The 19304-nt window shown below is 67.8% G+C and carries 16 protein-coding genes and 2 pseudogenes; 14 read left to right on the top strand and 4 right to left on the bottom strand.

Annotated features, from left to right (window positions below; genetic code table 11):
* Positions 1-201 precede the first annotated feature (201 nt).
* From DFR72_RS34885 to DFR72_RS34860, 6 genes are all read left to right on the top strand, one after another.
* A complete protein-coding gene (locus DFR72_RS34885) occupies positions 202-1881 on the top strand; it encodes an ABC transporter substrate-binding protein (protein WP_090069741.1) in 1680 nt (559 codons plus the stop codon).
* Positions 1882-1923: 42 nt separating this feature from the next.
* The gene (locus DFR72_RS34880; RefSeq protein WP_090069744.1) at positions 1924-2928 is read left to right on the top strand and encodes an ABC transporter permease; all 1005 of its coding nucleotides are present in this window, start codon (positions 1924-1926) and stop codon (positions 2926-2928) included.
* Positions 2929-2933: 5 nt separating this feature from the next.
* Positions 2934-3857 (top strand): ABC transporter permease, encoded by a 924-nt coding sequence (locus DFR72_RS34875; RefSeq protein WP_177224620.1) that lies wholly within the window; start codon positions 2934-2936, stop codon positions 3855-3857.
* 6 nt (positions 3858-3863) lie between these two features.
* A complete protein-coding gene (locus tag DFR72_RS34870) occupies positions 3864-4862 on the top strand; it encodes an ABC transporter ATP-binding protein (RefSeq protein WP_090069746.1) in 999 nt (332 codons plus the stop codon).
* Positions 4859-5965, top strand: a complete 1107-nt coding sequence (locus DFR72_RS34865) for an ABC transporter ATP-binding protein (RefSeq protein ID WP_090069748.1) — start codon at positions 4859-4861, stop codon at positions 5963-5965. The genes DFR72_RS34870 and DFR72_RS34865 overlap by 4 nt, the downstream gene beginning before the upstream one ends.
* Before the next feature lie 80 nt (positions 5966-6045).
* Positions 6046-6627 (top strand): TetR/AcrR family transcriptional regulator, encoded by a 582-nt coding sequence (locus tag DFR72_RS34860; RefSeq protein WP_090069749.1) that lies wholly within the window; start codon positions 6046-6048, stop codon positions 6625-6627.
* Positions 6628-6647: 20 nt separating this feature from the next.
* Here DFR72_RS34860 and DFR72_RS34855 read toward each other — a convergent pair.
* A pseudogene (locus tag DFR72_RS34855) lies at positions 6648-7067 on the bottom strand (DedA family protein); the annotation flags it as partial.
* Positions 7068-7395: 328 nt separating this feature from the next.
* Between DFR72_RS34855 and DFR72_RS34850 the strand changes: the two are divergent.
* The 3 genes and pseudogenes from DFR72_RS34850 to DFR72_RS45920 all read left to right on the top strand — a co-directional run bounded on the left by DFR72_RS34850 (position 7396) and on the right by DFR72_RS45920 (position 11091).
* Positions 7396-8967, top strand: coding sequence for a discoidin domain-containing protein (locus DFR72_RS34850; RefSeq protein ID WP_245983755.1), 1572 nt, complete (start codon positions 7396-7398; stop codon positions 8965-8967).
* Positions 8968-9013: 46 nt separating this feature from the next.
* Positions 9014-10218 (top strand): annotated as a pseudogene (locus DFR72_RS45925) (MFS transporter); the annotation flags it as partial.
* On the top strand, positions 10207-11091 hold the full coding sequence (locus DFR72_RS45920; protein WP_425459930.1) for a TolB-like translocation protein: 885 nt from the start codon (positions 10207-10209) through the stop codon (positions 11089-11091). The pseudogene DFR72_RS45925 and the gene DFR72_RS45920, both read left to right, overlap by 12 nt.
* Here DFR72_RS45920 and leuA read toward each other — a convergent pair.
* On the bottom strand, positions 11088-12911 hold the full coding sequence (leuA, locus tag DFR72_RS34840; protein WP_090069750.1) for a 2-isopropylmalate synthase: 1824 nt from the start codon (positions 12909-12911) through the stop codon (positions 11088-11090). The two genes, DFR72_RS45920 and leuA, sit on opposite strands and share 4 nt — an antisense overlap.
* A 733-nt stretch (positions 12912-13644) precedes the next feature.
* Between leuA and DFR72_RS34835 the strand changes: the two genes are divergently transcribed.
* From DFR72_RS34835 to DFR72_RS34825, 3 genes are all read left to right on the top strand, one after another.
* On the top strand, positions 13645-13941 hold the full coding sequence (locus tag DFR72_RS34835) for a hypothetical protein (protein ID WP_090069752.1): 297 nt from the start codon (positions 13645-13647) through the stop codon (positions 13939-13941).
* A gap of 18 nt (positions 13942-13959) precedes the next feature.
* Positions 13960-14247, top strand: a complete 288-nt coding sequence (locus tag DFR72_RS34830) for a hypothetical protein (protein WP_090069754.1) — start codon at positions 13960-13962, stop codon at positions 14245-14247.
* A gap of 96 nt (positions 14248-14343) precedes the next feature.
* Positions 14344-14757: an NUDIX domain-containing protein gene (locus DFR72_RS34825; protein WP_170176540.1), complete on the top strand. Its 414-nt coding sequence runs from the start codon at positions 14344-14346 to the stop codon at positions 14755-14757.
* Here DFR72_RS34825 and DFR72_RS34820 read toward each other — a convergent pair.
* Positions 14743-15303, bottom strand: a complete 561-nt coding sequence (locus DFR72_RS34820) for a nitroreductase family protein (protein ID WP_090069758.1) — start codon at positions 15301-15303, stop codon at positions 14743-14745. The genes DFR72_RS34825 and DFR72_RS34820 overlap by 15 nt on opposite strands.
* On the bottom strand, positions 15303-16526 hold the full coding sequence (locus tag DFR72_RS34815; RefSeq protein WP_245983753.1) for a glycosyltransferase family 39 protein: 1224 nt from the start codon (positions 16524-16526) through the stop codon (positions 15303-15305). Before DFR72_RS34815 ends, DFR72_RS34820 begins: the two co-directional genes overlap by 1 nt.
* Positions 16527-16630: 104 nt before the next feature.
* On the opposite strand from DFR72_RS34815, the gene DFR72_RS34810 reads away from it, so the two are divergent.
* Together DFR72_RS34810 and DFR72_RS34805 are read left to right on the top strand one after the other, a co-directional pair.
* Entirely contained in the window at positions 16631-17896 is a 1266-nt protein-coding gene (locus DFR72_RS34810; RefSeq protein ID WP_090069762.1) for an aspartate kinase, read from the top strand.
* Positions 17893-18957 carry an aspartate-semialdehyde dehydrogenase gene (locus tag DFR72_RS34805; protein WP_090069764.1) on the top strand — a complete coding sequence of 355 codons (1065 nt, stop codon included), beginning with the start codon at positions 17893-17895 and terminating at the stop codon, positions 18955-18957. Before DFR72_RS34810 ends, DFR72_RS34805 begins: the two co-directional genes overlap by 4 nt.
* Positions 18958-19304 lie beyond the last annotated feature (347 nt).

Raw genomic sequence — 19304 nt, 5'->3', positions numbered from 1 at the left:
TGTCGTTGTTGTTTCTACAGCCTAGGAGAGCGTCCGACGCATCTACCGTGCTCACGTTGGGTCAGCGGCCGTGCGCCGGACGTATCAGAATGCCTGGTCTAGTGGCCGGATCGTGACCTGAGTAACCCCGGACGGGGTATCTACAACGGTTATGGTCGGCGACCACACCGTGAGATGTGCGGATTGTCCAAGGGGTGTTTGATGGTCCACTCAGTAACGGCTCGCCGCCGTTGGGTTGCCGCGATCGGCTTCCTCAGCGTCAGCGCGCTCGCCCTGTCCGGTTGCGCGCAATCCCAGCGCGACTCTGGCGGCGGCGGCAAGGAAGGCGGCACGCTGACCTTCGGCGCTGCCGGCGCGCCGAAGCTCTTCGACCCGTTCTACGCGACCGACGGTGAGACCTTCCGGGTCTCCCGCCAGATGTTCGAGGGTCTGGTCGGCTTCAAGCCGGGTACCGCCGAGGTCGAGCCCGCGCTGGCCACGAAGTACGAGCCGAGTGCCGACGGCAAGACGTGGACCTTCACCCTCAAGGAGGGCGTGAAGTTCCACGACGGCACGGATTTCAACGCCGAGGCCGTGTGCTTCAACTTCAACCGCTGGTACAACCAGAAGGGCGCCGGTCAGTCCGACGCCGTCTCGCAGTACTGGCTGGACAACTTCGGCGGGTTCGCGACCACGCCGGACAAGCCCTCGCTGTTCAAGGCCTGCACGGCCAAGGACGCCAAGACCGCCGTGGTCGAGCTGAACGAGGTCACCTCGCAGTTCCCGTCGGTCCTCGGCTTCACGTCGTTCTCGATCTCCAGCCCCGACGCGCTGAAGAAGTACGACGCGGACAACGTCCAGGCCGCCGGTGACGCGTTCACCTACCCGGCCTACGCGAACGAGCACCCGACCGGCACGGGCCCGTTCAAGTTCGGCAAGTACGACAAGGCCAACAACACCGTGGAGCTCGTGAAGAACGACGCCTACCACGGCACGAAGGCCAAGCTGGACAAGATCGTCTTCAAGATCATCCCGGACGAGACCGCCCGCAAGCAGGCGCTCAAGGCCGGCGACATCGACGGCTACGACCTGCCGAACGCGGCGGACTGGGCCGGTCTGAAGACCGACGGCTTCAACGTCGCGATCCGTCCCGCCTTCAACGTGTTCTACCTGGGCATCAACCAGAAGAACAACCCGAAGCTCGCGGACCTCAAGGTGCGCCAGGCGCTGCAGTACGCGATCAACCGCGAGCAGCTGGTCAAGTCGCAGCTGCCCGAGGGCGCCAAGGTCGCGACGCAGTTCATGCCGGACACCGTCAACGGCTACAACAAGGACCTCAAGGCCGTCGGCTACGACGCCGCCAAGGCGAAGTCCCTGCTGGCCGAGGCCGGTGCCTCCGACCTGACGCTGAAGTTCTACTGGCCGTCCGAGGTCACGCGTCCGTACATGCCGAACCCGAAGGACCTGTTCGGCGCGATCTCCGGTGACCTGCAGGCCGCCGGCATCAAGATCGAGGTCACCACGAAGCCGTGGAACGGCGGCTACCTGACCGACGTCGACAACGGTGCCCCTGACCTGTTCCTCCTGGGCTGGACCGGCGACAACGGCACGGCGCACAACTGGGTCGGCACGTTCTTCGGCCGCACCGACAACCGCTTCAACACCGGTGTGTCGCCGTGGGGCGCCAGCCTCGCGGGCGACCTGGCCAAGGCGAACTCCGAGCCGAACGAGGCCAACCGCACGAAGCTGTACGAAGAGATCAACAAGAAGATCATGGACGAGTACCTGCCCGCGATCCCGATCTCGCACTCCCCGCCCGCTCTGGTGTTGAAGTCGGACATCAAGGGTGTCGTCCCGAGCCCGTTGACCGACGAGAAGTTCGGCCCGGCCTCCAAGGGCTGAGCTGACTAGCTCCCACCACAAGAGAACAACGGGGTAGCTCAAGTGCTCCGCTACACCATTCGACGGCTGGTCCAGCTGGTCGGCGTGGTGCTGGTGCTCTCGCTGCTGCTCTTCGCGTGGATGCGCCTCCTCCCAGGAGGGCCGGTTTCGGCCCTCCTGGGAGAGCGCGCTACGCCGGAGTCGCGAGAAGCCCTCACCAAGCAACTCGGCCTCGATCAGCCGATCATCGTGCAGTACTTCAAGTTCCTCGGGCGCGCGGCGTCCGGTGACTTCGGCGTCTCCACCGGTGTTCAGCCCGGTGACTCGGCGCTCGACATCTTCGTCCAGCGGTTCCCCGCGACGATCGAGCTCAGCTTCTTCGCGATCCTGATCGCGATCCTCGTCGGCGTCCCGCTCGGTTACCTCGCCGCGAAGCGTCGCGGCGGCCTGTTCGACAACCTCAGCGTCATCGGCTCGCTCATCGGCGTGGCCGTGCCGGTGTTCTTCCTGGCCTACGTGCTGAAGGACGCGGCCTCGGCCGCTCTCGGCCTTCCCTCGTTCGGCCGCCAGGGCGACATCAACGCCACGCGCGTCACCGGCTTCTTCACCCTCGACGGCATCCTCACCGGTGAGTTCGACGCGACGCTCGACGCGTTGAAGCACCTGATCCTGCCGGCCATCGCACTCGCCACGATCCCGTTCGCGGTGATCTTCCGGATCACCAGGGCGGCCGTGCTCGACGTGCTCGACGAGGACTTCGTGCGCACCGCCGAGTCGAAGGGCCTCACCTCGTCGGTGATCCGCCGCCGGCACGTGATGCGCAACTCGATGCTGCCGGTCGTCACGACGATCGGTCTGCAGACCGGCGCACTGCTCTCCGGTGCGGTGCTCACCGAGAAGGTGTTCGTGATCCCCGGTGTCGGCCAGGCGCTCGCCATCGGGTTCGAACGGCGTGACTACCCGGTGCTGCTGCTGTTGATCATCATGGCCACGATCGTCTACGTCGTGGTCAACCTGTTGGTCGACCTCTCGTACGCGCTCATCGACCCGCGCATCAGGACGAGGTGAGCGCAGTGGCACTCGGAGTCTCCAAGAAGGAAAAGATCGACGACCTCGCGGACACCGCGGGCGTCTCGCTCGCGGCGAGCGCGTGGAAGCGGCTTCGGCGCAGCCCGGTGTTCCTCATCGGCGCGACCATCATCGGCATCTTCATCGTGGTGTCGCTGCTGTCGCCGTGGCTCGCCCCGCACGACCCGTCCGACAAGATGCTGATCGAGCAGGTCGTCAAGGCGCGCAACGAGATCCCGCCCGCTCAGCCGGGCCACCCGCTGGGTGGTGACCTGCAGGGCCGCGACTTCTTCTCGCGCCTGCTGGTCGGCTCGCAGCAGACGTTGATCGTCGGTGTCGGCGCGACGCTGATCGGTCTCACCGGCGGCCTGATCCTGGGCACGCTCGCGGGCGCCATCGGCGGCTGGGTCGACTCGGTCGTCATGCGCCTGGTCGACGTCATGCTGTCGCTGCCGTCGCTGCTGCTGGCGTTCTCGATCGCGGCGATGTTCGCGCGGCCGAGCCAGTTCACCGTGATCCTCGCGGTCGCGATCGTGCAGATACCCGTGTTCGCCCGGTTGCTCAGAGGCTCGATGCTCGCGCAACGGCACAGCGACCACGTGCTGGCGGCCACGGCGCTCGGCGTCAAGAAGGGCGCGATCGTGTTCCGGCACATGCTGCCGAACTCGCTCAGCCCGGTGATCGTGCAGTCCACGCTCGTCCTGGCGACCGCGATCATCGAGGCGGCGGCGCTGTCGTTCCTCGGTCTCGGCAACCCGGACGACCGGATCCCGGAGTGGGGGCAGATGCTCGGCGACGTGCAGAACGTCTTCGACACGCATCCGCACCTCGCCGCGTGGCCCGCGGTCTGCATCATCATCGTCGCGCTCGGTTTCACGCTCATGGGCGAGACCCTGCGTGAGGCCCTCGACCCGAAGAACAGGCGGTGAGTCGTCGTGGCACTGCTCGAAGTTCGTGACCTCACCGTCGTGTTCCAGCGTCGTGGCGAGGAACCGTTCCGCGCGGTCGACGGCGTCAGCTTCGACGTCGAGCCCGGCCAGACCGTCGGCCTCGTCGGCGAGTCCGGCTGCGGCAAGTCCGTGACATCGTTGGCGATCATGGGTCTGCTGCCCAAGCGCGGCGCCACGGTCACCGGCACCGTCACCTACGACGGCACGGACCTGCTGAAGCTGTCGGACAAGCAGATGCGCGACAAGCGCGGCAGCGAGCTCGGCATGGTCTTCCAGGACCCGCTGTCGTCGCTCAACCCGGTCATCCCGATCGGCCTGCAGGTCACCGAGGTGCTCGAACGGCACCGCGGCCTGGCCCGCAAGGAAGCGATGATCGAGGCGAAGAACCTCCTCGACAAGGTCGGCATCCCGGACCCGAACCGCCGGCTCAAGGAGTACCCGCACCAGCTCTCCGGCGGCATGCGGCAGCGCGCGCTCATCGCGATCGCGCTGGCGTGCCGGCCGAAGCTGCTGATCGCGGACGAGCCGACGACGGCGCTGGACGTGACCATCCAGGCCCAGATCCTGTCGCTGATGAAGGAACTGGTGCAGGACCTCGGCACCGCGCTCGTGATGATCACCCACGACCTGGGTGTCGTCGCGGGCCTGTGCGACGAGGTCAACGTGCTGTACGGCGGCAAGGTGGTCGAGAAGGCCAACCGGCACCCGCTCTTCGCGGAGCCGCGCCACCCGTACACGCACGGCCTGCTGGCCTCGATCCCGCGCCTCGACGCGGCGCCCGGCGAGAAGCTGACGCCGATCAGGGGTTCCGTCGCGGACAACATCCCGTGGGCGCAGGGCTGCGCGTTCGCACCCCGGTGCCCGAACGCGCTGGACGTGTGCGTTCAGGTCACGCCCGCGGAAGAGGACCAGCTGGGTCGCCTGCTCCGCTGCCACAACCCGGTGGTGCCGGGAACTCCCGCCGCCGAGGAGGTGCCGGTATGAGCGAGACCCTGGTTTCCGTGCAGGACATGAAGGTGCACTTCCCGATCAAGCGGGGCGTGTTCATGGACCGCACCGTCGGCTACGTCTACGCGGTCGACGGCGTCGACCTGGAGATCAAGCGCGGCGAGACGTACGGCCTGGTCGGCGAGTCCGGCTGCGGCAAGTCCACCCTCGGGCGGGCGATGCTGCGGCTCAACGAGCCGACCGCGGGCAAGATGGTCTTCGACGGCCAGGACTTCTCCGCCCTCAAGGGCGAGGAGCTGCGCAAGATGCGGCGCCGGATCCAGATGGTGTTCCAGGACCCGCTGTCGTCGCTCGACCCGCGCCAGTCCGTGGAGTCGATCCTGATCGAGGGCCTGCGGGCGCACGGCCTGGACAAGGGCAAGGAGTCGACCAACAAGCGGCTCCGCGAACTGCTCACGGCCGTCGGCCTGCCGACCACGGCGCTGCGCAAGTACCCGCACGAGTTCTCGGGCGGTCAGCGGCAGCGCATCGGCATCGCGCGGGCCCTGGCCCTCGAGCCGGACCTGATCGTCGCCGACGAGCCGGTGTCCGCGCTGGACGTGTCGGTGCAGGCGCAGGTCGTGAACCTGATGGAACAGCTCCAGGAGCAGTTCGGCCTGACCTACCTGGTGATCGCGCACGACCTCGCGGTCGTGAAGCACATCTCCGACCGCGTGGGCGTGATGTACCTCGGCGGCCTGGTCGAGGAGGCCTCCGCGCAGGACCTCTACGCCGAGCCGCTGCACCCGTACACGCGGGCGCTGCTGTCGGCGATCCCGGTGCCCGACCCCGTGGTCGAGGACCGGCGCGAACGGATCCTGCTCGCGGGCGACCTCCCGTCGCCGGCGAACCCGCCCACCGGTTGCCGGTTCCACACCCGGTGCCCGTGGCGGCAGGAGACGAAGTGCGACACCGAACGGCCCGCGCTGCGCGAGCTCAAGCCGGGGCACAAGGTGGCGTGCCACTGGGCGGAGCAGATCCAGTCCGGCCAGATCCAGCCGCACGAGGTGAAGCCGATCCTGGTGGAGGAGGGCGACGGCCTGTCGCCCGACGTCCCGCTCGTGGGACCGGCGTCCGTCACCGAGGCGCTGAACCCGTAGCACCCGCTTTTCCGGCCGGGGCCACCTCACTTCGAGGTGGCCCCGTTCGTTTCTCCAGGGCTGTGCGTTGTCCTCGGTGGATGGACAGTCGTGGCTCGATCCTCCTGCGCGCGGCGGAGATCGCCTCGGTCGACGGCCTGGAGGGCGTCACGATCGGGCGGCTCGCGGTCGAGCTCGGCATGAGCAAGAGCGGGGTGTTCTCGCACTTCGGCGCCAAGGAAGAACTGCAGATCTGCACCGTGCACACGGCCGCGGAGATCTTCGCGCACGAGGTCGTGATGGCGGGTGGAACGCTCGTGGACCTGAGCGAACGCTGGCTCGACTACTCGAAGCGGCGCGTGTTCCCCGGCGGCTGCTTCTTCGTCGTGACGCGCTCGGAGTTCGCCGCTCGGCCCGGCCGCGTGCGGGACGCGTTGATGCTCTTCAACCTGCGCTGGATCTCACTGCTGGAACGGCTGTGCGGCGACGCCCAGATGGCGTTCGAGGTGGATGCCCTGCTGGCCGCCGCGGACCGGTTCGCGGTGCTCTACGACGACGCCTCGGCGTACGAGAGAGTGCGGTCGGCGTTGCGCGCACGGATCGCCATGCCGACCGGGATGGAGATGAGCGTGGCCACGCCGAACGACAACAGCATCGCGAGCCACGCCTCGTCGACGAGCTGACCGCCGATGTACCCCACGGTGGCGGGGTAGAGGCTCCACAGCGCCGACCCGAGCGCCGCGACCGGCACGAACCGGCGCAGCGGCCACTTCAGCGCCCCCGTCAGCAACGCCCCGACGATGCCGCCGGCGGGCAGGAACCGCGCCGCGATGAGGATCGTCTCGCCCTTGGTCGCGAGCTGGTCGGCCGTCCACACGACCATCGACCGCGCCTTGGCGTTCCTGTTGACCTTGTCGAGGGCCCGCATCCCCATCCGGCGCCCCGCGGTAAAGTTGATCATGTCACTGAGCAGGCAGCCGGCCGCGGCGACGAGCACGACCAGGTAGAGCGGCACCTCACCGGACGCCGCCAGGACGCCGGCGCCGATGAGCACTGCCTCCGTCGGTGCCAACGGCACGACGGCGACCAGGAACAGCACTACGAGACTGGCTGCGGTGCTCATGATCGGTGAACGTACGTGACCCAGGTGAACAATCCCGACCTGGGTGTTTCTTCAGCGTGCCCACAGGTGGCCCGCCCGGCTCGTCCGAACGGCCCTGGCCGCTGTCCGAAAGTGCATGACCGGGCATGACACGTGGCGGCCGTGCTCGTCGCACGAAACGCCTCTGCCAGGTGTGATCCAGGTCATCCACGCCGTGGTGCCCCTTCCCGCCGTCCGATGCGGATCTCCGTCGTTGACCTGCTGGTTCGGCCGCGGCTAACTTCCAAATTCAATTGGGAAGCTTGTTTACCAATCCTTCGAGCCGCCGCCTTTGCCCAGGAGGAACGAAGTGATCAAAAAGCACACCAGAGCCGGTGTCGCGATAGCCCTGTTCGCGTTGGTGGTCCCCCAGATCGCCGCGTCGGGCACGGCCAACGCGGCTGATTCCCTGCTGTCCGCCAACAAACCCACCACCGTCTCGTCCGTCGAGGCCGAGACCTTCGGCGGCGCCAACGCCGTCGACGGGAACTCGTCCACCCGGTGGGCGAGCCTCGAGGGCGTCGATCCGCAGTGGATCGCCGTCGACCTCGGTGGCACCGCCACCGTCTCCAAGGTCAAGATCAACTGGGAGGCCGCGTACGCCTCCGAGTACAAGATCCAGACCTCGAACGACGGCTCGACGTGGACCACCGGCAAGACCCTCACCGGTCAGAACGGCGGCATCGACGAGACGACCCTGAGCGCGTCAGGCCGCTACGTGCGGGTCTACGGCACCAAGCGCGGCACGGCGTGGGGTTACTCGATCTTCGACCTCGAGGTCTGGGGCAGCAGCTCGGGTGGCTCCGACCCCACGCCGCCGACCGCGCCCAGCGCTCTCACCTCGACCGGCACCACGTCGAGCTCGGTCAGCCTGCAGTGGACGGCCGCGACCGACAACGTCGGCGTGACCAGCTACGACGTCCTGCGCAACGGCAGTGTCGTGGGCACCCCGACCGGCACCACGTTCACCGACACGGGCCTCGCGTCCGGCACGGCGTTCACCTACACCGTCAAGGCGCGTGACGCGGCCGGCAACCTCGGTCCCGCGAGCAACTCGGTGCAGGCGACGACCCTGCCGGCCTCACCCGGCGACACCATCACGGTCGTCGCGGCCGGTGACATCGCGTCGCTGACCAACACCGAGCACTACGAGACGGCGAGGCTGATCGACCAGATCAAGCCGAACCACGTGCTCACGGTCGGCGACAACCAGTACGACAGCGGCACGCTCGCGGAGTTCAAGGCCCACTACGACAAGTCGTGGGGCAAGTTCAAGAGCATCACCCACCCCGCGACCGGCAACCACGAGTGGGAGGACAACCTCAACGGGTACAAGTCCTACTTCGGTGCCCAGGCCTACCCGCAGGGCAAGCCGTACTACAGCTGGGACGCCGGCGACTTCCACTTCGTCTCGGTCGACTCCCAGAAGATGTACGACACGGGTGCCGACTCGACGCAGATGACCTGGCTGAAGGCCGACCTCGCCGCGAACACCAAGGCGTGCGTCGTCGGTTACTGGCACCACCCGCGCTTCAACTCGGGTGAGTACGGCGACAAGTCCAAGATGACGACGGTGTGGAACGCCTTCGCCGACGCCAAGGCGGACCTGGTGCTCAGCGGTCACGACCACCACTACGAGCGACTGGCCCCGCTGAACAAGAGCGGAGCGGTCGACCAGGCCAACGGCCTGCGCTCCGCGATCATCGGCATCGGCGGTGACTACCTCTACTCCAACGTCAAGCCTCGTGCGGGCGTGGAGAAGTGGTTCGCGGACTCGCACGGCGTCGTGAAGTTCACGCTGTCCGGTCGCTCCTACTCGTGGGAGGTCATCGACACCGCGGGCAAGGTGCGCGACAAGGCCGGTCCTTACAACTGTCGTTGACCGGACCTGGCTGTTGATCTTTCCTGGCTGTTGATCGGAGGCCGTCGTGTACATCGCAACCGCTAGACAAGCTCCGGCTTCTGGTGGCACCGGCAGGATCGCGGGGAACGTTCTCGCGTTGGGCGCGGTGTCCCTGCTCACGGACGTCTCGTCCGAGATGGTCACCGCCATCCTGCCGCTGTACCTGGTGCTGGGCTTGGGGTTCTCCCCGCTGCAGTTCGGTGTGCTCGACGGCATCTACACCGGTGTGACGGCACTGGTCCGCGTTGTGGGCGGTCACGCCGCGGACCGCTGGCAACGGCGCAAGTTCGTGGCCGGACTCGGGTACGGGATCTCGGCGCTGGGCAAGCTCGGCCTGCTCGCCGCCGGGACCTCGGCCACCGCCATGGGGCTCGTGCTGGCCGGGGACCGGACCGGCAAGGGCCTGCGCACGGCGCCGAGGGACGCGCTGATCACGTTGAGCAGCGAACCTTCGGCGCTGGGACGGGCCTTCGGTGTCCACCGCGCGATGGACACCGTGGGCGCGTTCCTCGGGCCACTGCTGGCGTTCTGCCTCCTGTGGACGCTGCCGGCCCGCTACGACGTGGTGTTCGTGGTCAGCTTCTGCTTCGCGGCACTGGGTTTTCTGGTTCTGGTGCTGTTCGTGCGTGATCACCGGGACGTGCTGCCACGCGTCGCGGTGTCGCTGCGGTCGGCTTTCGGGTTGTTGCGGTCCAGGCCGTTCCGGCGGGTCTGCCTGGTCGCGTGCGGGCTCGGGTTCCTGACGCTGGGCGACGGGTTCGTCTACCTGTTGCTGCAGAAGAAGCTCGACGTCGAGCTCGCCTACATCGCGTTGCTGCCCCTCGGTACGGCGGGCGTGTACCTGCTCGCCGCCGTGCCGCTGGGCTCACTGGCCGATCGCGTGGGCCGGTGGAAGATCTTCCTGTTCGGTCATCTCGCGTTGCTCGGCGCGTACGTCCTGCTGGCCGGAGTTTCCGGGATCTCCCTGCTGATCGGTGTTCTGGTGCTGCACGGGTTGTTCTACGCGTGCACCGACGGCGTGCTGATGGCCGTCGCCGGGCCGATGATCCCGGACGAGCTGCGCACCTCCGGTCTGGCCCTCCTGCAGACCGGGCAGGTGCTCGCCCGCGCCACCTCCTCCGTTCTCTTCGGTGCTCTTTGGACGTGGTTCGCTTGGTGAGGGTCCTGATCGTCATCGCCGCCGTGATCGCGCTGGGCGCGGGCGCCACCGCCTACGCCCTGCGCGCTCCGGCCGAGATCTCCGTTGCCGTGGAACAGGGTCCGGTCGAGCTGTCGTCCGGGCGGCTGATGTTCGTGGACGAGGTGAGCGGCAAGGTGGCGTCGGTGCCGCTCACGGCCCCGTCCGGTCCGCGGCGGGTGAGTTCGTTGTCCTGCAAGCGGTTCTTCACCGCGGGCGGGCAGGGACTGTGCCTCGCGGACGCCTCCGGCCCGTTGCCCGGTTCGACGGCGGTGTTCGTCGACCGGGGGCTGGCCGAACGCCGCCGCGTCGAGGTCGACGGCGTGCCCAACCGCGCCAAGCTGTCGCCGGACGGGCGGATGGCGTCGTGGACGACGTTCGTCACCGGCGACTCGTACGCGCAGGCAGGCACGTTCTCCACCCGCACCGCGATCTTCGACCAGCAGACCGAGGCCTACGCCAGCAACATCGAGGGCACGTCCGTCGCGGGCATGAAGACCGTCAACGACATGAACTGGTGGGGCGTCACGTTCGCCCCGGACGACCGCACGTACTACGCGACTATGAGCACCGCGGGAAAGACGTACCTGGTCCAGGGCGACGCGGTCGACGAGTCGGCGAAGACGTTGCGGGAGAACGCCGAATGCCCGTCGCTCTCACCGGACGGCAAGCGCGTGGCGTTCAAGAAGCGCGTGCCCGGCGACGGCGCGCGACCGTGGCGCCAGCACGTGCTGGACCTGACCACGATGGTGGAGACACCGCTGGCCGAGACCCGTGGGATCGACGACCAGGTCGTGTGGCTCGACGACGACACCATCGCTTACGGCCTGCCGGGTGAGGGCATCTGGGCCGTGCAAGCGAACGGGGAGGGCGCTCCGCGGCAACTGGTGCCGCACGCGTCCTCCCCGTCGGTTGCTCTTGGCTAACGCTGTGCGCGGTTGATCGCCGACACGATCGCGCGGAACGACGCCGCGACCGTGGAGGAGTCGATGCCCACGCCCCACAGCACGCGGTCGCCCACGGCGCATTCGACGTAGGCGGCCGCGCGGGCGTCGTCACCGGCGGACAGCGCGTGCTCGGCGTAGTCCAGCACCCGCACGTCGTAGCCCACCGAGGCGAGCGCGTCGACGAACGCGGCGATCGGGCCGTTGCCCGAGCCGGTGATCTCCTGCTCGTCGCCGTCGATCAGCAGCGTCGCGGTGATCTCCTCGCGGCCGCTGCCGTCGGACGACGCCCTGTGCTTCAGCAGGTACAGCGGCACCTTGCCGTGCAGGTACTCCTCCGCGAAGGCGTCCCACATCTCCTTCGGGCCGATCTCGCCGCCCTGCGTGTCGGTGACCTCCTGGATCACCTTCGAGAACTCGATCTGCAGGCGCCGCGGCAGGTCCAGGTGGTGCTCCTGCTTCATCAGGTACGCCACACCGCCCTTGCCGGACTGCGAGTTGACCCGGATGACGGCCTCGTAGTTGCGGCCGACGTCCTTCGGGTCGATCGGCAGGTACGGGACCTCCCACAGGAAGTCGTCGACGTGCTGGCCGGCCTCCTTGGCGTCGGCCTCCAGGGCCTCGAAGCCCTTCTTGATCGCGTCCTGGTGCGAACCGGAGAACGCGGTGAAGACCAGGTCACCGCCGTACGGGTGGCGCTCGGGCACCGGCAGCTGGTTGCAGTACTCGACGGTGCGGCGGACCTCGTCGATGTCGCTGAAGTCGATCTGCGGGTCGATGCCCTGGCTGAACATGTTCATCGCCAGCGTGACCAGGCAGACGTTGCCGGTGCGCTCGCCGTTGCCGAACAGGCAGCCCTCGATGCGGTCCGCGCCGGCCAGGTAGCCCAGCTCGGCGGCGGCGACACCGGTGCCGCGGTCGTTGTGCGGGTGCAGGCTCAGGATGATCGCCTCGCGGTTGGCGAGGTTCCTGCTCATCCACTCGATGCTGTCCGCGTAGACGTTCGGGGTGGCCATCTCGACGGTCGCCGGCAGGTTGATGATCAGCGGCTTCTCGGGCGTCGGCTGGATGACGTCCTGCACCGCGTTGCAGACCTCCAGGGCGTAGCTGAGTTCCGTGCCGGTGTAGGACTCGGGGGAGTACTCGTAGCGGAAGTCGGTCTCCGGGTAGTCCTGTTCCTGCCGCTTGGCGAACTTCGCCGCCTCGACGGCGATCTTCTTGATGCCGTCCCTGTCGCTGCGGAACACCACGCGGCGCTGCAGGATCGAGGTCGAGTTGTAGAAGTGGACGATCGCCTTGTTGGCGCCCCTGAGGGACTCGAACGTGCGGGCGATCAGTTCCTCGCGGCACTGGGTCAGGACCTGGATCGTGACGTCGTCCGGTACGGCGCCGTCCTCGATGATCTCGCGGACGAAGTCGAAGTCCGTCTGGCTCGCCGCCGGGAAGCCCACCTCGATCTCCTTGAAGCCCATGCGGACCAGGAGGTCGAACATCTTGCGCTTGCGCGCCGGCGACATCGGGTCGATCAGGGCCTGGTTGCCGTCGCGCAGGTCGACCGCACACCACAGCGGGGCCTTCGTGGTCCTCTTCGTCGGCCAGGTGCGGTCCGGGACGTCGATGACCTCTACCAGCTCCTGGAACGGGCGGTAGCGGTGGAACGGCATGCTGCTGCCCAGTTGGCGGTTCCAGGACTGCTGGGAGTCCGGGGCCGGGCGAGAAGGCTTGCGGATTCGGCTGGTGCCTGAGGTGTAGGCGTCCGCCGAGTCCGGGGTCGTGGTGGTGAAAGCCTCGTTGGAGGTCATGGGGGTTGTGCTCCTGCGGGTCGTTGATTGGGAACGACCGGCGGCAACGCTGAGTCCCGCGACGGGGGGCCGGTCTGATCAGACCCCGTCACGGCAGCGAAGCAGGAGGGAACGCCACACGTCGGACAGAGTAGCCATAGGTGTGGGGTTGGTGGAACTTGGTGACCGGATCGTGGGACATGGCGGCTTTTGAGGGGCGACTTTTGCGGTGGTTGGGTTGCGGGCGGCCTTGCGGTTGCGTGCGTTTTTCTGGGGCTCTGCCCCAGACCCCGGCAATCTGATCAGGGGGCCACGCCACGGGCGGGTTGATGGCACGCCTGTTGCGTTGGGCGGCTGCCTGTTGCTTGGAGAGTGCGTTGGCGGTGGGTCCCATCACGAGCCGCACCAAGAGCGGGCCACATGCAGGTAGGGGTGTCAAGCGGACGAAAAGCGTGTCCGCTTGACACCCCTACCTGCATGCAGCAGGAGCTGTGGCGCGACTCGTGATGGGACCCACCGCCCTGCCCGTACGGGAAGGATGGCTCGCCTTCGGCATCGCGTGCGAAGGGACGGCTTGCCTTCGGCTTCGCATGCGAAGGGACGGCTCGCCTTCGGCTTCGCGTGCGGGTGGACGGCTCGCCTTCGGCTTCGGGTGGCGTGGAGGGCTCGCCTGCGGCATCGCGTGGGGGCGGGCGCGCGCGATGCAGGTCAACTTGCAAGTTTTGGTTTGCTCAGACCTGGGAATCGTTCATGTATGTCCAGATTACGTACCTCCAGCGGCCGCGGCACGGCTTCCCGCGTGATCAGCGGCATCGGTGCACTCTTCGCCTTCATCGAAGTGCTGTACATCTTGATGATCGTGTTGGGCGCGAACCAGGGGAACGCGTTCTTCAAGTTCATCCAGTCCCTCGCCGAGCCCCTCGCCCTGTTCTTCCCGGGGCTCTTCGCGACCGGTAACTACAACCTCGACGTCTTCCTCAACTACGGTCTCGCTGCCGTGTTCTGGCTGGTCGTGACCGGTTTGATCGCGCGTGCGGTGTCGCGCTACTGAGTAGTAGATTCCGGCGGTATGCGGACTCGTGTCGTTGGTATCGCCGCCGGAGTCGTCAGTTGGGTCGGCCTCGCGCTGGCGGTCGTGCTCGTCGTTCACGTCGTGCTCACCGTCGGCGGGGCCAACCCGGACAACACCATCACCAGCACGGTCAAGTTCCTGGCCGAGCCGGTGGCTTTGGCGTTCAAGGACCTGTTCGCGCCCGCTGACGCCAAGTTGCGGGTGATCGTCAACTTCGGGCTGGCAGCGTTGTTCTGGCTGGGCGTTCGAGCGATCGTCCTTAAGCTCGTTAGGCGGCTGAACTAGGTTCGTCTCATGGCGCGCGACGACTTCTGCAGCAGCTGTGGCACTCAGTACTCCGACACGTCCGCGTACCCGCGTAGGTGCGTTGGCTGTGGGCACATGGTGTGGGCCAATCCCTCGCCGGTCGTGGTGTTGCTCGTTCCTGTGAAGGACGGGCCCCGGACCGGGTTGCTGACCGTGCGCCGGGCGATTCCGCCTGTTGGCGAGTTGGCGTTCGTCAGCGGGTTCATGGATCGCGGTGAGTCCTGGCAGCAGAGTGCCGTGCGGGAGCTTGAAGAAGAAGCCGGCGTGTGCATTCCGCCGGAGGACCTGCGGCCGTTGCACTTCGTGTCCACGCCTGACGGTGGGACTGTGCTGATGTTCGCCACCGCGCCCGCGATCAACGCCGAGGACATGCCGCCGTTCGTGCCCAACGACGAGGCTTCCGAGCGCAAGGTCATCTTCGACTGCGTGCCGTTGGCGTTTCCGTTGCACAACGACGTCGCGACGAAGTACTTCTCAACTGAACTGTGAGTTGCCCCAGGTGCCGGTGAAGACGGTCTCGGAGAGCGGCAGGCGCTTGCGTTCTCGCTGCTCACGGGCCTGAAGGTCCTCGGGCAGGTGTGACAGGTCGCCGTGCCTGCCCAGTGCCATGGCCACGAGCGGGCGGACGTCGGCGGGCATGGAGAAGGTCCTGTGGGCCGCTTCCTTGTCGAAGCCGCCCATCATGTGTGCGATCAAGCCCAGGTCCACGGCCTGCAGGGCCATGTTCTCCATCGCGAGGCCCAGGCCGAACTCGACGTTGGGGATGTCGCCCCGGTCGTCGGTGGTGAGCACGCAGCCGATGAGCAGGACCGAGGCTCGGACGGCCCAGGTCCTGTTGCCGCGGGTCAGGGTTTCGAAGATCGCGTCGAACGTCTCGGTGCCCCGGTGGCCCGCGATGAAGCGGGCCGGTTGGCTGTTGCCGTGGGACGGGGCCCAGCGGCCCGCCTCCAGCACGGTGCGGAGTTCGTCGTCGGTCACCGTCGCGTCAGCGGAGAAGGCGCGCGGGCTCCAGCGCTTCGAGATCAGCTCGTTCATCAGATCGCATACTGCCAAACGGCGAGGGAGTAGGCGCCGAACCACGCGCTGAAGAGCGTCGCCATGCCCAGGATCGTGAAGACGGTGGACGGGCGGCGGCGGGTGAGGACCAGGGCCAGGGGGAGCAGCAGGGTGAAGGCCGGGAGCAGCAGGCGGGCCTTCGAGTTCATCAGGCCGTTCGAGCCCAGGTCCATGACCAGGACGCCGACGCCGTAGACGACCAGCGGCCACTCCAGGCGTCGCTGGAAGGCGTAGAACACCAGGACGATCGCGAGGGCCAGGAGCCAGACGGTGCCGGTCTCCAGCAACGAGCGCGGGTTGCCGAGGTGGCCCCAGGCGAACTCCCAGGTGGCCGCGCCGCCGTCGAACTTCGAGCCCCAGCCCCGTTGCTGCACGCCGAACCAGCCCATGAGGTCGCCGGTGCGGACGGCCACCCAGCCCAGGTAGCCGAGCAGGCCGAGGGGGGCGACGGCGCCGCCCACCCACGCTCGCCAGTCCTTCTTGTCGGCCAGCACCGCGACCAGCGCGGCCAGGCCGACCGCGACGATCAGGGCTGCCGCGGTCGGGCGGACCAGGCCTGCCGCCGCGCAGCAGACGCCGGCGAGGATCCAGCGCTTCTTCACCACGCCGACCAGCGCCCAGACGGCGAACGCGCAGAACGTGGCCTCGGAGTACGTCATCGAGAGCACGACGGCCATCGGGGACGCGGCGAACAGCGTCACGAAGATCAGGCCCGCGCGGTTCGAGCCGTCGCGGACGATCCGGCCCAGGACGAACAGGCCGTACGCGCAGAAGATCCCGCTGATCAGGCTGACCGCGAAGGCCGCGCCGACCACGTCCACGCCCGGCAGCCCGTTCACCCAGCGGATGAGCGCGGGGTAGCCGGGGAAGAAGGCGAGCGGGGTCTCGGCGGTGCGGCGGCCGAACGCGTCGTACGGGGGTGACGGGACGCCGTTGTAGCCGCCCGTCGCGATGCCGAGGAACCAGTCGCCGTCCCACGACCTGAGGTTGTCGACCGAGGTGTCGGTCTTGCCGGTCAGCTCGTTCTGGTACTCCACGACGAGCTGCAGGACGAAGAGACCGACCTGCCGGACGATCAGGTAGATGAGCGCGGGAGCGGTCCAGAGCGCGGCCGGGTGTCTGAGCGCTTCGGCCAACCGCGAGCGCGCACTGCTCTCATGCACGGCTGCTGGGGCCTCCACGACATCGGCGCTCGACGACACCCGGACAGAGTAGTCACGCGCATCACGGCTCCAGAGTCTCACCAGGTGGTCCGGGTAGGCTGCCTTCGACGTGGGGTTTTAGTCGCGCGAAGGAGGTCAGGTCGGTGGCGCTCGTCGTCCAGAAGTACGGCGGTTCATCGGTTGGAAGCGCCGAGCGGATCAAACGCGTGGCCGAGCGCATCGTCGCGACCAAGAAAGCGGGCAACGACGTCGTCGTCGTGGTGTCCGCCATGGGCGACACGACGGATGAGCTGCTCGATCTCGCCCGCCAGGTCTCGCCGGTGCCGCCTGCCCGTGAACTCGACATGCTCCTCACCTCCGGTGAGCGGATCTCCATGTCGCTGCTCGCGATGGCGATCAACTCGCTCGGCGCGGAAGCCCGCTCTTACACGGGTTCGCAGGCCGGCGTGATCACGACCTCGGCGCACGGCAAGGCCCGGATCATCGACGTGACGCCGAGCCGGATCCAGGACGCGATGTCCGAGGGAGCCATCGTGATCGTCGCGGGCTTCCAGGGCGTCTCCCAGGACTCGAAGGAGATCACCACGCTCGGCCGTGGCGGCAGCGACACCACCGCGGTGGCGCTCGCGGCGGCGACCAAGGCCGACGTGTGCGAGATCTACACCGACGTGGACGGCGTCTACACCGCCGACCCGCGCATCGTGCCGAACGCGAAGAAGCTCGACACGATCACGTACGAGGAAATGCTCGAGATGGCCGCGTGTGGCGCCAAGGTGCTGATGCTCCGCTGCGTGGAGTACGCCCGCCGCTACAACGTGCCCGTGCACGTCCGCTCTTCGTTCAGCAACAAGACCGGAACCATCGTGTCCGGTTCAGTGGAGGACCTTCACGTGGAACAGGCGATGATCACCGGCGTCGCGCACGACCGGTCCGAAGCCAAAATCACCGTTACCGCCGTCCCCGACCACCCCGGCATCGCGGCCAAGATCTTCCGCGTCGTCGCGCAGGCGGAGCTCGACATCGACATGGTCGTGCAGAACGTGTCCCAGGCGGCGTCCGGCCGCACGGACATCACGTTCACGCTGGCCAAGGTCGACGGCCCGCGCGCGGTGGCGGCCCTGGAGAAGTCCCGCGGCGAGATCGGGTTCGACCAGGTGCTCTACGACGAGCACGTCGGCAAGGTGTCGCTGATCGGCGCGGGCATGCGTTCGCACCCCGGCGTCACGGCGACGTTCTGCGAGGCGCTGGCCACGGCCGGCGTCAACATCGACATCATCTCCACCTCGGAGATCCGCATCTCGGTCATCTGCCGCGACACCCAGCTCGACGACGCCGTCCGTGCCCTGCACGACGCGTTCGACCTGGGCACCGACGAAGAGGCCGTCGTTTACGCAGGGACTGGACGATGACCGCCCCCACTCTCGCGCTGGTCGGCGCGACCGGTGCCGTCGGCACCGTGATGATCGACATCATCAACACCCGCTCGTCCGTGCCGTGGGGCGAGATCAGGCTGATCGCGTCGCCGCGCTCGGCGGGCAAGAAGATCAACGTGCGCGGCCAGGACGTCACGGTCATCGCGCTCTCGCCCGAGGCGTTCGACGGTGTCGACATCGCGATGTTCGACGTGCCGGACGAGGTCTCGGCCGAGTGGGCGCCGATCGCCGTCGAGCGCGGCGCCGTCGCGATCGACAACTCCGGGGCGTTCCGGATGGACGCCGACGTACCGCTGGTCGTGCCCGAGGTGAACGCGGACCAGATCAACGAGCGTCCGCGCGGCATCATCTCGAACCCGAACTGCACGACGCTGTCGATGATGGCGTCGCTGGGCGCGCTGCACCGCGAGTTCGAGCTCAAGGAACTCGTCGTGGCCTCCTACCAGGCCGCTTCCGGTGCCGGCCAGTCCGGCATCGACCGCCTCTACGCCGAGATCGCGGCACTGGCGGGCAAGGAGGCCGGTGTGTCCGCGGGCGACGTGGCGCAGGCGCTGGCCGCCGCCGGTCTGTCCGCCGAGGACTCGCCTTTCCCGGCGCCGCTGGTGCTGAACGTGGTGCCGTGGGCCGGTTCGCTCAAGGACGGCGGCTGGTCGTCCGAGGAGCTGAAGGTCCGCAACGAGGCCCGCAAGATCCTCGGCATCCCGGACCTGAAGGTCTCCGCGACCTGCGTCCGCGTCCCGGTCGTCACGACCCACTCGCTGTCCGTCCACGCGACGTTCGCCCGCGAGATCACGGTCGAGGCCGCGCACAAGATCTTCGAGTCGCAGCCGACGATCGTGCTGGTCGACGACCCGGCCGCGCAGAAGTTCCCCACGCCCGCGGACACCGTGGGCGAGGACCCGACGTACGTCGGCCGCGTGCGCCAGGCGCTGGACTTCCCGAACACGCTGGACTTCTTCGTGTGCGGTGACAACCTGCGCAAGGGTGCCGCGCTGAACACCTACGAGGTCGCGGAAGAGCTCGCGAAGCGCCTCTGATCGTCGCTCCCGCCGCCGTCGGGCCCGGTAGGGTCTGACGGCGGCGGGGGAGATCGAGTGGATCAGGCCGCCCCGCCTCACCGAGGTCGTGGCCGCCTACCAGGGTTCCGCTTTCGGCGCGGGTGTCCGAACAGGACTGGTCGGCCAGCTGGTCGCGTGTTCGGCGGAGGACCCTTCGCAGCGTTGCTCCGCACCCAGAAAACGCCGTGGTGCAAGGCACGCGACATCAGTCCACTGTGGACGAACCGGATGGCTGGTCACGCACGGCGACCTCTTCCGAACGCGGCCACTGAGGCGAGTGCGTGCAGTTCCGTCCCGTCATCGACCGCATGGTGGCGCACTGGGAA

Source organism: Lentzea flaviverrucosa (genome assembly GCF_003350445.1).
Classification (GTDB): Bacteria; Actinomycetota; Actinomycetes; order Mycobacteriales; family Pseudonocardiaceae; genus Lentzea; species Lentzea californiensis.
The sequence above is the reverse complement of the archived record's forward strand: the minus strand, read 5'-3'. Positions and strand labels throughout refer to the sequence as shown.

Coding starts and splice junctions, on each gene's coding strand:
- DFR72_RS34860 (WP_090069749.1), top strand. CDS start 6,046: ATGGACAGTCGTGGCTCGATCCTCCTGCGCGCGGCGGAGATCGCCTCG.
- DFR72_RS34830 (WP_090069754.1), top strand. CDS start 13,960: ATGCGGACTCGTGTCGTTGGTATCGCCGCCGGAGTCGTCAGTTGGGTC.
- DFR72_RS34825 (WP_170176540.1), top strand. CDS start 14,344: ATGGTGTGGGCCAATCCCTCGCCGGTCGTGGTGTTGCTCGTTCCTGTG.
- leuA (WP_090069750.1), bottom strand. CDS start 12,911: ATGACCTCCAACGAGGCTTTCACCACCACGACCCCGGACTCGGCGGAC.
- DFR72_RS34820 (WP_090069758.1), bottom strand. CDS start 15,303: ATGAACGAGCTGATCTCGAAGCGCTGGAGCCCGCGCGCCTTCTCCGCT.
- DFR72_RS34865 (WP_090069748.1), top strand. CDS start 4,859: ATGAGCGAGACCCTGGTTTCCGTGCAGGACATGAAGGTGCACTTCCCG.
- DFR72_RS34835 (WP_090069752.1), top strand. CDS start 13,645: ATGTCCAGATTACGTACCTCCAGCGGCCGCGGCACGGCTTCCCGCGTG.
- DFR72_RS34805 (WP_090069764.1), top strand. CDS start 17,893: ATGACCGCCCCCACTCTCGCGCTGGTCGGCGCGACCGGTGCCGTCGGC.
- DFR72_RS34885 (WP_090069741.1), top strand. CDS start 202: ATGGTCCACTCAGTAACGGCTCGCCGCCGTTGGGTTGCCGCGATCGGC.